The 15,250-nt window shown below is 58.3% G+C and carries 10 protein-coding genes and 8 pseudogenes; 8 read left to right on the top strand and 10 right to left on the bottom strand.

Features of this window, described 5'->3' with window-relative positions; translation table 11 throughout:
- Positions 1-228: 228 nt before the first annotated feature.
- Positions 229-469: pseudogene (locus FFM81_RS26440) on the top strand (DUF982 domain-containing protein); the annotation flags it as partial.
- Here the strand turns inward: FFM81_RS26440 and FFM81_RS26435 are convergent.
- A pseudogene (locus FFM81_RS26435) lies at positions 466-707 on the bottom strand (hypothetical protein); the annotation flags it as partial. The pseudogenes FFM81_RS26440 and FFM81_RS26435 overlap by 4 nt on opposite strands.
- Positions 708-994: 287 nt before the next feature.
- Complete coding sequence (locus FFM81_RS26430) at positions 995-1,603, bottom strand: J domain-containing protein (protein ID WP_138386501.1); 609 nt, start codon at positions 1,601-1,603, stop codon at positions 995-997.
- 154 nt (positions 1,604-1,757) lie between these two features.
- On the opposite strand from FFM81_RS26430, the pseudogene FFM81_RS26420 reads away from it, so the two are divergent.
- A pseudogene (locus FFM81_RS26420) lies at positions 1,758-2,854 on the top strand (hypothetical protein).
- A 293-nt stretch (positions 2,855-3,147) separates the two neighbouring features.
- Here the strand turns inward: FFM81_RS26420 and FFM81_RS26415 are convergent.
- The 3 genes from FFM81_RS26415 to FFM81_RS26405 form a co-directional block, all read right to left on the bottom strand.
- Positions 3,148-3,444: a type II toxin-antitoxin system RelE/ParE family toxin gene (locus FFM81_RS26415; RefSeq protein WP_138386502.1), complete on the bottom strand. Its 297-nt coding sequence runs from the start codon at positions 3,442-3,444 to the stop codon at positions 3,148-3,150.
- On the bottom strand, positions 3,441-3,707 hold the full coding sequence (locus tag FFM81_RS26410; RefSeq protein ID WP_138386503.1) for a type II toxin-antitoxin system ParD family antitoxin: 267 nt from the start codon (positions 3,705-3,707) through the stop codon (positions 3,441-3,443). Before FFM81_RS26410 ends, FFM81_RS26415 begins: the two co-directional genes overlap by 4 nt.
- Before the next feature lie 452 nt (positions 3,708-4,159).
- On the bottom strand, positions 4,160-4,393 hold the full coding sequence (locus FFM81_RS26405; RefSeq protein WP_138386504.1) for a site-specific integrase: 234 nt from the start codon (positions 4,391-4,393) through the stop codon (positions 4,160-4,162).
- Between the two features lie 384 nt (positions 4,394-4,777).
- Here FFM81_RS26405 and FFM81_RS26400 point away from each other — a divergent pair, with 384 nt between their 5' ends.
- The 4 genes from FFM81_RS26400 to FFM81_RS26385 all read left to right on the top strand — a co-directional run bounded on the left by FFM81_RS26400 (position 4,778) and on the right by FFM81_RS26385 (position 8,118).
- Entirely contained in the window at positions 4,778-5,029 is a 252-nt protein-coding gene (locus FFM81_RS26400; RefSeq protein WP_246401266.1) for a hypothetical protein, read from the top strand.
- Between the two features lie 190 nt (positions 5,030-5,219).
- The gene (locus tag FFM81_RS26395; RefSeq protein ID WP_138386505.1) at positions 5,220-5,645 is read left to right on the top strand and encodes a GNAT family N-acetyltransferase; all 426 of its coding nucleotides are present in this window, start codon (positions 5,220-5,222) and stop codon (positions 5,643-5,645) included.
- A gap of 876 nt (positions 5,646-6,521) precedes the next feature.
- A complete protein-coding gene (locus tag FFM81_RS26390; protein ID WP_173883852.1) occupies positions 6,522-6,806 on the top strand; it encodes a helix-turn-helix transcriptional regulator in 285 nt (94 codons plus the stop codon).
- A complete protein-coding gene (locus FFM81_RS26385) occupies positions 6,796-8,118 on the top strand; it encodes a type II toxin-antitoxin system HipA family toxin (protein ID WP_138386507.1) in 1,323 nt (440 codons plus the stop codon). The genes FFM81_RS26390 and FFM81_RS26385 overlap by 11 nt, the downstream gene beginning before the upstream one ends.
- 217 nt (positions 8,119-8,335) lie before the next feature.
- Here the strand turns inward: FFM81_RS26385 and FFM81_RS26380 are convergent.
- Positions 8,336-9,890 (bottom strand): annotated as a pseudogene (locus FFM81_RS26380) (ISL3 family transposase).
- A 160-nt stretch (positions 9,891-10,050) separates the two neighbouring features.
- A pseudogene (locus FFM81_RS32895) lies at positions 10,051-10,143 on the bottom strand (ATP-binding protein); the annotation flags it as partial.
- Between the two features lie 135 nt (positions 10,144-10,278).
- Between FFM81_RS32895 and htpG the strand changes: the two are divergent.
- Positions 10,279-11,968: pseudogene (gene htpG, locus FFM81_RS26370) on the top strand (molecular chaperone HtpG); the annotation flags it as partial.
- Between the two features lie 288 nt (positions 11,969-12,256).
- Here the strand turns inward: htpG and FFM81_RS26365 are convergent.
- Together FFM81_RS26365 and FFM81_RS26360 are read right to left on the bottom strand one after the other, a co-directional pair.
- Positions 12,257-12,987, bottom strand: a pseudogene (locus FFM81_RS26365) (class I SAM-dependent DNA methyltransferase).
- 5 nt (positions 12,988-12,992) lie between these two features.
- Entirely contained in the window at positions 12,993-13,283 is a 291-nt protein-coding gene (locus FFM81_RS26360; protein WP_246401263.1) for a DUF1127 domain-containing protein, read from the bottom strand.
- Positions 13,284-13,378: 95 nt separating this feature from the next.
- Here FFM81_RS26360 and FFM81_RS26355 point away from each other — a divergent pair, with 95 nt between their 5' ends.
- The gene (locus FFM81_RS26355) at positions 13,379-14,206 is read left to right on the top strand and encodes an AraC family transcriptional regulator (protein WP_138386248.1); all 828 of its coding nucleotides are present in this window, start codon (positions 13,379-13,381) and stop codon (positions 14,204-14,206) included.
- Positions 14,207-14,909: 703 nt separating this feature from the next.
- Here FFM81_RS26355 and FFM81_RS33260 read toward each other — a convergent pair.
- A pseudogene (locus tag FFM81_RS33260) lies at positions 14,910-15,146 on the bottom strand (hypothetical protein); the annotation flags it as partial.
- Positions 15,147-15,250: the final 104 nt, after the last annotated feature.

Raw genomic sequence — 15,250 nt, 5'->3', positions numbered from 1 at the left:
CGATATCAGCGGCCCAAAGGCGGTCGAGGCGATGTTTGGTGCCATCGACGACGACAGCTTAAACCAAATAATTCCGTGCGATAACGTACCATTGCTGGCTTAACTCAATGCATTCTATCAGTTCATGTTGCTTGGCGTAGTTTCTGGTCACAGAAACTTCATTTAGAATATTAGCAAATGAAATTATAGATCGGTCGGAGCGAGCTATCAGTATCTTTGGGAGGCGGAATGTGCTGGAACACATCGGCGGCATTCGAACCAGTCGGTCTTGCTTTGCGCGGCTACGCAGCGCGAAAGATCGTACGCACCGTCGGCGATGCAGCATATATCCTGCTCAAGGACTGGCCGTTCGATGACGGGGAGGAATATGTCGCAGCTGTTAGCCTGTGTTGACGCAATCAGCGGTCAAATAGCTCCTGAGCAACCCGAGGAGGACCCGAGAGGGAATGCCGGGGCGGCGGGCGAAGCAGAAGCAACCCCGACGAGCGGGTTGCTGAGGCGGGCCTTCTGTTGCAACTGCGCAAACCGATCCAACAGCCCGGCAACGTTGCCGCCGTCTACCGGATGCTTTGACATCTTCTCGCCGTTGCCCGGCGACAACGAAGTCACCAGCCAGGTCGATCTGCTCAGTTCCAAAGCACAAAAATTGCGCCAAGATCAGTGCGGACAGTGGTCTGCGTTTCTGATTGAACGGGTGCGGTTTCCATAACCTACTCCTTCCGAGCGAGTGCTTTAATGCAGCCTCACTCTGCCAGAGCGCCGGCCGCTGTTCACTCCTCATGCGATCTAAAGCCGAAGGGGAGCGTCATCACCCGTCCCCGCTCCTCCCTTGCGAGCCGGCCCAGCCGCTCGGATCGGGGCTGACGTCAGTGCTAGGACAGCCAGAGCGTCGCATTCTGGCCAGCGGCGGCGCATCTCTAATCAGCTTTGACAAAGTGGGAATACCGTGGATCGATGGTTCAAATCCTTTCAAGGCTTCCAGCGCGTATCTCAACTAGCAGAGGCCGTTGAGCTTTAGGATTTTATGAGCGTCAATCGTCGCCTGAAGAGCCGACTCGGCCGTGCGGTCTCCATCGTTTGCGTCGGGATGGTGCATCTTCAGTCTCTGCTTGTAACGGCTTCTGATTTCGTCCGGCGTAGCGTTTGGCGAAAGATCAAGCGTTTCGAAGGCTTTTGCTTCCAGCACTTTAAGTTTGGGGGATTGAAAGGCAGCTTTGGCTGCTTGGCTTTGTGCAGCGCTTTTTCGCGCATTGAGCGTCTTCGCGGTCCCGGAGCGAATTGAGGAGGGAAGGGGAGTTTCAGAAGAGTGATCGACTCTAACGCCCCAGCTGGGGCGGCTGCCACTTGCCGCTTCCCTCTGATAGCGGGCCGTGACGGGGGTCGACAGTTTCGTCACATAATTGTAGCCTTCGTCGTATTCTTTTGCGTGGTTACGACAAAACAGCAGATACAGCCCCTCGGCATCCGCTCCCACTGGGGCGCGATGGACGCCTTGTTTGTCGCATCCATCCCATTGGCATCTCGGGCCGTTTGTGTCCCGATGTTCGGCCGGCTTGTTTCGCGTTGGTCTCAGGCCAACGAAAATCTTTGAATCAGACGTCATCGCGCCTTATATGGCCATGCTGCCGGCCACGGCAAGATCGCTGTAGCCCGAGCGTCCGTGTATCGGTCATCTGATTTCTACAATCACCATCCCGTTCTATAATCATTCTTAATTGGAGCATGCTTCACTCGTCGAAGGTCGGGGGATAGCATTCATGCCGTCACTTTTTAGAATTTTAATCGCAGCGATGATTTTGCTGCCGACAGCCTTCGTTGCTGCTGCGGACGATTGGCAGGTCGTCAAGGCGACGGATTAAGTGAAGTATACCGTCGACAGGACGAACTGGCAGGACCTGCGCGCTGGCGAAGTGGTGCCCAACCGGGCATGGGTCTCGACAGGCCCGCGTGGGCGAGTTCAGCTTGCAAGGGGTGTGAGAGCATCACCTTCCAGCCAAACACGCTTGCCGCCATCACCACCAATGAATCGGCTGCGATGAAGACGCAGATCTTCCAGCAGGTCGGTTCGCTTGACCTTGAAATCGAAAAGCGGAGCCAGCCGCATACGACGGTGCATGCGGTGCTCGACCCGAGCTTTGGCATGACCCTGCCGCATGTGCAGTTTTATGACCCCGCCCTCTCTTGGCTCGCCACCTTCGTCAACGGCTCTCTTTGGACGATCGAGCAGGAAATCTTCTGCTACGTGATCGTCGCGGGATTAATAGCAATCGGGTGTCTGCGAGCCCCGCTCATGGCACTTGCTCTCGCCGTGGGGGTGGCCTGGCAGCTTTTCTTCGATCATCCGTGGCCAAAGATACGATTTCTGACGGATTTCACTTTTATCGCTCCCTACTTCTTTTGCGGTTCGCTTCTCTGGTTCGTGGCGGAAAAGCGGCAGCCCAATATATTCCTTGCGCTGATGGCGCTCGGTATGCTCTGCCTCGTCTTTTGGCCCGGCTATCTTTACGGACCCATGTTGTTCGCCTATCCGCTTCTATACATCGCGACCTCGCCGGTGATACGCCTGCCGACTCTCGAACGCTTGGGCGACGCCTCCTACGGGACCCATCTCTATGGCTGGCCAGTGGAGCAGATGGTGAATCATGCCCTCGGCCAGTTCAGCACGTGGTGGGCGGTCTTTGCGCTCTCCCTGCCGACAGCGTGGTTGCTCGGCTGGCTTTCGTGGCATCTTCTGGAAAAGCGTGCGCTGCGGTTAAAGCGGATCGCGCTCCTCCGGCGACAGCCCGTCAGTCCTTTAGAAAAGCTGACTTCGACCCACACATCGAAGCGACTGCGAGATGAAAACGTTCCATAAATCAACGATATGCCGCACGAGTTTGTAGCGGCTATTTAGTAATGCGACAGTTGGGCCAGTTAGAGATGCGACAGTCTCGCCTCTCGACGCACTGGTCAAAGCCAATGTTGGGAGCAAGGATGACGACCTTCAGCCTGGTCGAGACCATGAGCGGTCGGAGTCGTCATGTCCTGTTTGATCACCATGTCGCAGAAAGAATTGCATCGCCTCGCACGATGACGCTGAGACGCACAGAGTAGCCGCTCAGCTTGCCATTAGTGCGCGAGGTAGCGCCCAAGATCGGCACATTCAAATCATTCGCCGAACAGGATGGCGCCATAGTCGGTGGCGCCATGCAAGATATGGATGATGACTACCTTCGCGGTTTCGACGCGGTAGAAGATCAGGTAGTTGCCATGAACACGACGACGAATACCGTGGCGCTCGTAGCGAGGAACGAGTGCGAAGCTGTTCGGACTATCCACGAGATCCACACATTTGCTCCGCAGCTCCCGGATAAATGACAGGGCGCGCCGCAAATTGTGCTCGGCGATATAATCGGCGATCTGCTCAAGGTCGTTTTCCGCCTCGCTTGAGAACTCAAGGATCATGCCGATTTTTCGGCCTTGTCAGCCATCGCACGGTATTTGGCGTCGAGACGGTCGAAGACATCGCCCGCCGGCTTCGTCCGACCAGCGTCCGCATCGGCAATGCCGCGCATGATGGAGGCGTCCAGCGCGGCGAGCCGGGTCTCGCGGTCCTGGATCAGTCGCACACCTTCACGCAGGACTTCGCTTTTCGAGCCATAGCGACCAGTATCCACGAGTTGCTGGATATAGCTTTCGAGCTGTTTTCCCAGTTCGGCGCTGATCATGCGGTTCTCCATCTGATTTGTTGTAGGATAGGCTCTTTATCAACTATTATCAACGGTCACTATACCTTTTCCCGCTGTTCAGCGCCGGCCATTCCTGCCTCAGCGATACCATCGCCTTGGCCTGTGCATTACCCAGTTCTGTCGACCGGGATCTTGGCAGCAAGACCAATCTGGTTGACAAAAAGCACAGGATCCTATGCTTGGATGTCCTTCCGATACATAAAGGTAGCGGAACGCTGGGTCGTAGGTTTCCTTCAACTGCAAATACCGTGTGATGGAGCACCAAATTCGGTGATTGGGGCCCCGCTACAGCCGGACGACTTTCATTTGGTCAGCCCGAGCGCGGTCATCCAAGCGTGTACCTGACCGAAAGCATCAGTCTGCCACTGCTCCGGTGTGCGTTCGCCGATGGGGCGTTCCCTCGACGAACTGGCGCACCCATACCGGTCCGATCATATCATCTTTTGTGAATTTCTCCGCGATCCCCATGGCGCTCGCGGCATATTCTTCAGGCCTGCTGTCTCAATATAATCATCCAGGGAGTTTTCGAGCATGTGGTGGCAGGGTGTTTCATCTGATTGCCACCTTTTTCGTTGCAGGCACACCCAGAGACGGCGGTTCTGCTGGTACACATCCTTCACCTCAATGCTCGAAGCGGCGCCAATCCGGGCAAAAGTGTAGGTCATCAGGCCGATCAGCGCAGGATCGCTTTGATAATATTTATTCTCGGCCTTCCCATAGCGTCACACGGTTCGGCTTCGAATCCGTCATGTCTCACGCCGGGAGCCCGCGCAGAAGGAGTTGGAGAAGGAGATGACCATCCCTCTGCGCGGCCCGAACCCCGTGGAGGGGTGGATCGCGAATAGCGCAGGGCAACGCTAGCTAACGATCCGAGGAGTTAACTACCAATGCGAGGCGGTGGTTCCTATACAGTTGCGCACCAGCCGTTTTCACCGCCTTGGGACGGCCGACTGCGGACCGCACAGACGCTGCGAAAGAGTTGCTGGCGCAGCAGTACAAGATACTGAAGCCGTGCGGCCCGTCGTCATTATTTCCCGATCTGGGATCATTTGTTCGGCACCTATTACGAGGGCGATGCAGTCGGTGCAAAACTCGGTCTGGAACGCGCCTACTTCAACCAAACCGAGCCGTTCCGCGAAAGCATCGCCACAGAAATCCGTTTCTTCCAACGCGCGTGGCAAGCTGCCAAGGCCAAGTGCGGCATAAGCGGAAAACCTGCCTCGCAGGGGCTGTCGGGCTCGGAACAGCGCCGTAGCGCGAAGCCGGCATCGCTATGTTATGATGACGTCTCCAAGGTCTGAATCAGCCTACTCTTCGTATTCCAGCTCGGCTGTGTCATCGGCCAAGGTGACTACGTGCTCGCTTAGAAACTCAGCAACATTGTCCAGCAGCTGGGCCAATTCGGGGTCGCTGTCTTGCTTAAGGCCGATTGCAGTAGGTGCATTGTTGCCTTAGCATTTTGATATCTTCTTAATTTGGATTCACCGAGCGATGCCGGAAGTGATCACAACGTGTCGACTCACGCGAGATACCGCTGGGCTGCTTGAGAATATCGCGAAAGAGGTCTTCGACGAGGAAATTAGCCCCCAGCGGCTTGCGACCTTTTTGGAGTCGCCGGGGCACTTGATGATTATTGCGGTTTGCGGAAAGCAGGTTATCGGCCAGGTCGCGGCTTACGTTCACTGCCACCCCGATCAAGCGTCGGATGTCTACATCGACAATCTTGGCGTGGCTCCGCCTTTCCAGCGACGCGGTGTTGCGCGACGCCTCGTCGACGAGGTCTTCGCGTGGGGCAAAACGCTTGGGTGTCACCAGGTGTGGATCATTACTGACACCGAGAACAATGCCGCTCGCGCCCTCTACGAAGGTCGAGACGCCGCAGCGGAGCCGGTTGTGATGTTTTCCTATAAACTTTGACCTGCTCATCATCGCGAGAGCAGTCGGGTGTCGCCAAACGGAATCATGCTGTGGGACTACCAAATCAAGTTGACGTGGGAGAGCCTTAGCAAAGGGTCCCGTTCTGGTGGAGGCAGTAGGCAGGGTAACCGCCTGAAGAACTTGGCCAAGCTTTGCGAGAAATGATCGGCGGATCACCACCATTCGACAGAGTTGCGGACTGACGTCGTCAAAAAGTGTCTTCAGCCTTTGGCAACGGACACAAGAGAAATCTCGATAATCGTTCAATCGGCTGCAGCAGAACCTAGTTTAGAAAGCCAGTTGATCGAGCATGTGCAACGGCTCTCTCGTTGGGAGCAAGTTTTCGGCCCGGCGACCGCGCTGAGGTCGTTCTGTCGTCTGTCTACACTACCATCGCTCGTCGGCCTGGTTGGTTCCCGGCCAGGTGAAGCAGTGCTTCCGCAATGCGACCGCGTTCGCTCTTGTCCGCGATGACGTCACTTATGTGGAAATTGCTACGTGACACTGCAACGTTTAGCGGCGCAGTAGACAAGGCCGGCCACGTCGGCATCGCACTGCAGCAACCAGCGCCGCCGTAGCCAATCCAGGCCGAAGCTCCAATTCGCGACGGTGTGCGGGAAAGGATGAATCCCGGGCACTTCCTTCAGTGTGCCTCGCAGGACCCACGAGTGCTGCGCGAGGCACATTGATCATAATACTGGACGGATTGGCCTTGTGTGCATTCAAATGAACAGACCTTGACTGCACGTAGAGCGCTTGACACAATGCCGAAAATTCTGAACGTGATTGGTATTAGCGTACAAAAAATTGAACAGGAGGGTGACGCACGTGCCGCGCCAAAGAAGCTATTCAAGAGTGACGCGACAAGCCCTCGCCATGCTTGGCAAGCTGATCCGCGTCGGCCGGGCTGAGCGCGGCCTTACCGCCCAGGAGCTGGCCGACCGCGCTGGCATCAGCCGGACAACACTGTCCAGTATCGAAAAAGGGGCTCCGGGGCCCGAGATCGGCACCGTCTTCGAAGTTTGCGCACTCGTCGGTTTGCGCCTGTTCGACTATGAGGAGCGCAGCCTGCAAATGCACAACACCCGCCTTGACGAAAAACTCGCCCTGCTGCCCAAGAGTGTCCGCCACACGATGAAGGAGGTCGATGATGACTTCTAGGGTAGACGCTACAGAGGCCTTTGTCTGGATGTGGCTGCCAGACGCAACGGAACCGGCGGTGGCGGGCCGCCTCGACCAGGATGGCGAGCGCCTGTTCTTCACCTACGGCGCCAGCTACCGGCGCCGCAAGAACGCCATTCCCATCTATGAGCCGGAACTCCCCATTCAGGAAGGCGTCATTGTGCCCATCAACGGCTTGTCCATGGCAAGCTCTATCCGCGACGGCTCACCCGATGCCTGGGGTCGCCGCGTCATCATCAACAGGTTGACAGGCAGAGCGCCCGACGCCGCTGGCGTTCCCGAGATCAGCGAGCTGACCTTCCTGCTCCAATCAGGGTCCGACCGGATTGGCGCCCTCGACTTCCAGGCGTCGGCCACGGAGTACGTTCCCCGCATTGCCGCGCAAGCCTCACTCGACGAACTCCTCGACGCCGCCGCCTTGATCGAAAGAGGCGTTCCCCTAACGCCAGCGCTCGACCAGGCCCTCAATCACGGCACGTCGATCGGCGGCGCGCGCCCCAAGGTGCTGATCGAAGACGGCACTAAGAAGTTCATCGCCAAGTTCGCGGCCAGCAACGACACGTACAGCGTCGTGAAGGCCGAATTCATCGCCATGAAGCTGGCGACAGCCTGCGGCCTCAGCGCCGCAACAGTCTCGATGACCCGCGCCGCCCAGAAGGACGTCCTCCTGATCGATCGCTTCGACCGCACGCACACCAGGGACGGCTGGACGAGACACGCCATGGTCTCCGCCCTCACCATGCTTGGCCTTGATGAGATGATGGCTCGCTACGCTTCCTATGAGGATCTCGCGGAGCTCATTCGCCATCGTTTCACCGATCCGAAGGTCACGCTCAGGGAACTCTACGGCCGGATTTGCTTCAACGTGCTGTCCGGCAACACTGACGACCATGCGCGCAACCATGCAGCGTTCTGGGACGGCAAGATGCTTTCTCTGACGCCGGCCTATGACATCTGCCCGCAGGGCCGTGCTGGCACCGAGGCCACACAGGCTATGCTCATCAAAGGCGAGGGCCGCGCCAGCACGCTCGCCACCTGCCTCGCGGCCGCGGCGGACTATCATCTGAAAGAAGCGGAAGCCGCCGCACTGATCGAACACCAGGTCGCGACCATCGCCGAACGGTGGCACTCCATCTGCGATGAATGCGAACTGAGCCCGGTCGATCGCAAGCTGTTTGCCGGGCGTCAGTTTCTCAACAGTTACGCCCTTGAGGGGCTGAATGGTCAGGCCGCGCTGCACGACACGTTTCGCGCCGCACAGGAGGCGCTGATCGCAAGCGCGGGCGCTTGACCGCGCGGCATCCCATCGACGGCTGGCGCAGAATGGCGTTGACTTTCCGGCAATCCTGGTTCGCGCCTGGGTTATCGGGAGGGGCAGGCATATGCATGTGACTAGGCCCCGAAAATATGTGTTCTTGCGGCATCTGCAGTCTATATCCTGTCAATCGGCGTCCAAAATTCACCTCTTATCGGCATCCAATTTTGGGTCTGACGCAATCTCGATGACATCAGGGCGCTCCGACAATACGTGCTTCGAGCAGATCCAGCTTTCCGCGGCCGTACATCTGCCGCTTGATGAGTTTGAGCTTGGTGATCTGGCCCTCAGTCTGGCCGTTCGACCACATCGAAGCTATTGCATTCTGGACCGCTGCCCGGTCGCGGATGACGCCGTTGGCGAATGACGCGACCAGGCTTCTTGCCGCGCGGTCGATCCAAGCTTCCAGATTATCTTTAGACTTGCTGCGCAGCATTTTGTGGAAGCTCTCGACGACATCCCTGGCCTCGACAAGATCCGGTAGCCTCTCTTCGATGGCGGCGACTGTCATCGTTTGAGCCGTGGTCAGGTTGTTGCGTTCAAGCGTCATCAGGCGGACGATAGTGCGTGCGGCCGGCGCATGTCCGAGTCCGTTCTCGGCCTTTTCGGCACGCCTTCGCCGCGTTGCCCATTCGGTGACAACACGGAGACCGCCGCCGAAGCCAGCCAACCGAAGCTGCCGCCAAAGTTCAGCGCCGTTCCGCAATCCGGCGTCCCATTGCGCTTCAAGCCAAGGGAGATGCGGTTCCAGGGGAAGTTTGCCGGATCCGAAAGATGTCGGTCCGCTGACCACGGACGACACTGCGAACCAGCTTTCGGCTGTGCCCGGTTCTGCGCACGATCTCCTTGATGGATACGCCTTCGCTGACGAGACCACGGATGACGGCGTTTGCCTCTTCACGCCGCAGATATCCCTCATATTGCAGTCGCTCGGCGGCTGTCAGAAGCTTTGGATTTACAGTTGCTGTGCCGATTGCAATGCGGACCTGCCGCATCGACTTGCGAACGGCGTCAAGAAAGGCGTGGCTGGCGTTTTCCATCAGATGCCAGCGGTCGGCGACCTGTTCGGCGTGTGGCAGGGCTTGTGCAGCGGCCTGCGCATACCCGCCGCCGCGGTCTCGTGCGACGATTTCGATCTGCGGCTGCTCGACCAGCCAAGCCTTTGCGGTCGAGGGTTCTCGGTCGGGCAACAACGCGATCGTCTTTCGCCGTTCCAGATCGCAGATGATAGTGCCATATCGGTGATTGCGACGCCACGCCCAGTCATCAATGCCGATGACGGCTGGCGGCGGCGGTGGTGGGCGATCATATCGGCGAACGGTTCGAAGCAGCGTGTCATTGCTAACCGGTAACCCGAGACGATCTGCGAACCGTGCTGCTGGCCGACCACCCAATGCCAAAGCGAGATGGTGAACCAAGGTCTCCAGGCGCGCTGTCCGGCGGGCCATGGGTCGGATCACGCCATTACCGAAACGCTCGGCGAAAATCTTTCGGCGGCAATGGACGACATTGCAGACGAAGCGTCGGACCGTCAGGTGCAATTTGATCCTTCGGCCCGCACACGGCAGATCGGTAATAATCCGAGAATAGCGACTATGAACACGATGGGAGGTCGTGCCGCATTCGGGACACCTGCAACCTCGGGACTGACCATGTGCGGTGACGACGATCACATCGGGTCTGTGATGCACTGCCTCCACGTTCAACTCGGCAGGGATTAAATCGGAAGGCTGAAAATAGGCTCCCATGGCGCTGATTCTCCTTCAAGAACCAGGCCAGTAGAATCCGAAACATCATCGAGAATGAGTCAGACCCCAATTTTGCCCCCCTGATAATGTAGATCAGCGGTGGCCCGCCCGGCGCTGGCCGGGGTTGCAGAGGTAGGCCAGTGCGGCTGATGTCGTTTTGAGAGCGGTCCTTGAAGCGCCAGGACTTGTTTCCGGTTTCGACAATCTGGCAATGATGGGTCAGACGGTCGAGAAGCGCCGTCGTTGCAGCTGCGCGTTTCCGTTTCCAGGCGATTGACCAGATCGAAAGCAAGGGCGGACGCGCCGACTACCTCGATCGGCGCGGCCGCATAATCGGGGTCGAAGTCAAAGCATCAGCTAACGGTCAAATCAGATGACTTCAGCGAACGCTCAAATTCTGATAAGTCTCGACGAGGAGGCGTTAAGGCTCGTCATCGAGGACAACGGGATCGGTATGAGCCACGACGAAATGATCGATGCGCTGGGCACGATTGTGCGATCGGGAACGCTGGCGTTCATGGAACGGCTCGAGGCCGCCAAGGGCGGTGAGAAAGCCGAATTGATCGGCCAGTTTGGTGTCGGGTTCTACTCTTCCTTTATTGTCGCCGAGAAGGTCGACGTCATCTCCCGCCGGGCCGGAAGTGACTCTGCTTGGAAATGGTCCTCAAATGGAAAGGGCAGCTATGAAGTGGTTGCCGTCAATCTTGCCGATGCCCCGGCCCGAGGTACCCGCATCGTTCTGCATCTCATGGACGATGCCAAAAAATATACCAACAAATGGACCGTCGAAAAGATCATCCGCGACCAGTCCGGCCATGTCCCCGTGCCGATCAAGTTGATCGAGACGTCCGGCGCCGATCCGGTTCAGGTGACGGATGGCGCAGCACTCTGGACAAAACCGAAGGCCGAGATATCGAAACAGGATTACGACGATTTCTATCGCAGCGTCTCCGGTCAACATGACGAGCCGCTGACCAATGTGCATTTCCGCGCCGAAGGTCGGCACGAATATACAGCGCTTGTATTTGTGCCGGGCTCAGCCTTTCGATCTCCTCGACGTCGAGCGTCGTGGTCGCATGAAGCTTTATGTAAAGCGGGTCTTCATTACCGATGAAGCTGAATTGCTGCCACGTTATCTGCGGTTCGTGCGTGGCATCGTCGACACATCGGACCTGCCTCTTAACATTTCTCGCGAAATGATCCAGGAAAGTCCGGTTCTTGCCGCGATCCGCAAAGGCGTGACGAGCCGTATCCTTGTAGCGTTGGAAAAGTTGGCGGAAGGCGAACCCGAAACCTTCAAAAAATTCTGGGGGCTATTCGGCGTGATCGTCAAGGAAGGCATCTACGAGGATTACGAGCGCCGAGAACAGTTACTCAAGCTGGCGCGCTTTCGCACGACCGTGTCTGGCGAGGCGACACGCAGCCTTGCCGATTACGTCGGCGACATGAAGGACGGTCAGTCAGCCATTTACTACCTCAGCGGTTCCAGTTCGGAGCAGCTGAATGCGTCTCCGCATCTTGAAGGCTTCCGTGCCAAAGGCATTGAAGTTCTTCTACTGACGGACTCAGTCGACAGCTTCTGGCCGACGAACGCCGCGGAATTTGAAGGCAAGTCCTTCCGGTCCGTGACACAGGGGCAAGCCGATCTTGATGCGATATCGAATGATGAAGGCGCTGGGGAGGACAAGCCCTCAACATCGCCGGACGTGGCAGCCTTCATTGACTTCGCGCGAGGACTGCTTGGAGAAGAGGTGGCTGATGTACGCGTTTCCGGTCGACTGACAGAGAGCGCCGTGTGCCTTGTCGCGTCCGATCACGGGCCTGACCGGCAGCTGGAGAAATTCCTTCAGGGGGCAGGGCGGCTTCAGACGGCGTCCAAGCCGATCCTCGAGATCAACGCCCAGAGCAGGGTGGTGCAGAACATCGCATCGGTTGCTGACGACGCGTTTCGAGAAGACGCGGCCCGTCTGCTGCTCGACGAGGCCCGGATACTCGACGGCGACAGGCCGGCCGACCCCCGTGCGTTTGCCATCAGGCAGGCTAGATTGTTCGAGCGGGCGATCGCGTCGGGGAACTAGCTGGCAATTCCACCGAACTGAACTACCCTACAGCAGTGGCGGCCTGGCGCGAAGCGCGCCGGGTGTGCTCGGCACCGTCTAGGCGGCGGTCAATCGCTCATATGATCTCGAATGCCTGATCCTCCTCCACGAACTGATGGGTCCTTTTGCGGCCATTGTTCGAGGATCGGGCTGCGTGCGCTTCGTTCCAGGTCGTGAAGGTGAACTTATCTCCGCCTCCACCAGGCGCGCCGGCGACCATAGTGGAAGGCTCCATCGGCATTGCCTTCCGCTTGTTCTCTCCCTGGCTCAACTTGCGATCTTCTGCCAGACGGAGACATGTCGTTGGCTGACGCTTGTAAACGGCTCCTTTTTCCAGCCGCCCCATCGGTCTTTAAGTTTCAGGCCGGCCAGCAGCGCCATAAGGTCGAATTCCGCTGGCCATGCATAACGAAACGGGACCGAGAACTGCCTGGAGTTTCCGTCCCGGAGCCGGATGTGATGGGACGTGAAGTTCTGGCTTACCACTACTCGTCGACGCCCCAATGCGTCTCGCTGCGGTCGAACGCCAGGATCGTCTCGCCGAGCGGGAGCCGCTGAAGCGGAGGGACGCCCACCTCGATCAGGAAGCGCCCGCCAGGTTCGAGGTGCGCGGCCGCGTTCAGAAAGCAGGCGACCTGGGCCTCCTGCGACGTCAGATAGTTGATGGTGTCGAAAGCCAGGTAGACGAGGAGAAGCGCCTCTCGACACGGGTTGTCGCCATGTCGCCGATCACCACCGGAATGTCCGCGCCGCCTTCTTTGGCGCGAAGGCGAGACACCATCGCTCGCGACAGCTTGATGCCTTTCTACCTCCACCCCTTTGCGCACGAGAGGAAGCGCCAGGCGCCCGGTCCCGATCGCGAATCCCAGCACGCGCCCGCCGCCTGCGAACTCGGCCAGGAGATTGACCGCCGGATCGACGACCTCAGGGGCCGAGATCCCGTCAGCGTCATCGTAGGTTGCCGCGACCTCGTCGTCAAAAAAACCATCATCATGCATCTTGCTTACCTCTTTGATAGCGGTTGCCTGGGGACCAGTGGTGCCATCACCTTGCCCGCCGCTTCGGGCAACGCGTCAATTGGTCCTAGCGATCGCGCCAGCTCGTGAATCTCATGGCGGGCGACGCCGATGTCTTCCAGATCGCGGTCCGACAGCCACTGCAGTGCCTGTTTCGTTTCGCGCCGTTGCCACCAGCGGAGGAGGGCGGGCGCTGCAAACCGCAAAGCTGCCACCTTCGTCAGAAGGCTGGGAGCAAAACCATCCGAAATTTCAATGTGCCGGAGTTCGAATGTCATAACCTACGTCCAAGTTGTGTTGCGGTGATACCAATCTAGCGAAATGCCATCCGACGTGTTATCGGCAGTCTGTCAAATTATGTCTGTGAGACGCCATGATTGCCCGCGACAACCTGACCAATGTTCATCTGCCGGAAGACGCATTTGGAGATTATCCCCACACCGCCGTCGCTCAGGGTGGAGCAGAGCCCGCCGGGCGGACCTATGCTTTCCACGTTCACCACCGCGCTCAGCTTTTCCAGATCGTGCGCGGCTCGCTGAGGCTGGAGACCGAGCGAGGCTACTTCATCGTTCCGCCTGAACGCGCCGTATTCGTGCCCTCCGGCGTCCTGCACGAAGTGACATACCTGCAGGAGACGGAGCGCAGCTACCTCTTCTTCCGGCCCAACGCGGTCGTGAACCTGCCCTCCCAGGTCTCGGTGATCGGTACGACGCCGCTCCTGCGCGAACTGATCCTAGCCTTCCTGGAAATACCGCGCGCGGATGCCGGCAGTGCCCCTGCCGAACGGCTCGTCGCCGTCATCCTCGACCAGCTTCAGACGAGTACGGTCGCGCCGCTGTCGCTTCCCTCGCCGGCATCCGAACGCCTCCGCAGCATCGCTTCGGACATCCGCAACGAACCGGGTGCCGGTTGGCCACTCGATGAACTTGCCTCGCGTGCGGCAATGTCCCCGCGCAGCTTTCAGCGCCATTTCCAATTTGAGACCGGCATGAGTTTCCGCGCCTGGCGTCAGCAGGCGAAACTCCTCAAAGCAGTGGAGTGGCTAGCCGCCGGCCGAAGCGTCGGCGATATCGCCTTCTCGCTCGGTTACTCGGGCCCCAGCGCCTTCATTGCGGTGTTCAGGGCGGCCTTCGGCGTCTCTCCCGGACAATATTTCGAGGGTCCGTTCCGGGCTATGGTGTCGGGTTCGACGCTCGGCTGACGCAATCAGGCGTCCTATGGTGCAACGGGTCCTGGATCATCCGCATCGACCAAAGTCAGGTACCGACCCATTTGGGTTAACTTAGGAGTTCGCGGGATTCCAATGCTGGGTGTCGTATCGCAGTTGAACGAGGGAGGCGATCAGCGCGGCAGCCAACGGTGCATGAATCCACGACATTTTTTCCGAAGCGACGATCAGAGGAAACGACAACAATGGCGAGGAGCAGGTTCGCCAATGGATCTGTTACCCTTCGCCCGCGACTTCATCAGGGCTAGCGGTATTACGCCGCGCTCGAAGGCCGTACATATGACCGCAGCCTTTCCTAAGGAAAGTTGACGAAGCCCCTTGCGTTGACCCAACGGATAACCACATGCCGGGCAAGCGAAAGCCTTGTCGGACCTTGTCTTCGCATTCGGGGCAAACCGTCATGGCATCTCAATCGTCTCCGCGATTCAACTGTCGGCCCTTTTCATCATCCAACCGTCCGCCGTATGATTGGGCGCAACAGGAAATCGCTCACCTTTTCCCTCTGCCGTCATTTCTTGACGCTTGCCGTACCAAACTTCGAGGCGTTCAATCAGAATGGTGTCCTCGAAAGCACCGGGATCGGGTTAACAAAGCGCAAGATTGACGAGTGTCTCCACATATCTCGGATCCTTTCCAACGAACGTTCATGCCCCGGCGCACGCTTGCGGCGAGGGCAGTGCACTGAGTCGGAAGATGGGGCGTGATGCGAGTAGCGGCGAGCCCGACATACCTCCCGATTTATCGTCGCCATCTCCTCGACCGATTGGCCGCCGTGGTCATAAAGTTCGATCGCCGCATCGCACAGGAATGACGAAGCCTGATCGTCCCACTCGACCTCCTAGTACCGATGCCATTCCCGGACAGCTTTCGACATGATGCGATAGCCGTTTGGAGTGTCCCTTGTCCCGGACATTCCATCTGGTTCCCTATCATCTCTCTGGTTATACCGTTTTTGAAAAACAGTATGATGCCGAAGCCAGGGGCGTCTGCGGTGAATGCAGCCGCAGGGAAACAACT

Source organism: Rhizobium hidalgonense (assembly GCF_005862185.2).
Classification (GTDB): Bacteria; Pseudomonadota; Alphaproteobacteria; order Rhizobiales; family Rhizobiaceae; genus Rhizobium; species Rhizobium hidalgonense.
The sequence above is the reverse complement of the archived record's forward strand: the minus strand, read 5'-3'. Positions and strand labels throughout refer to the sequence as shown.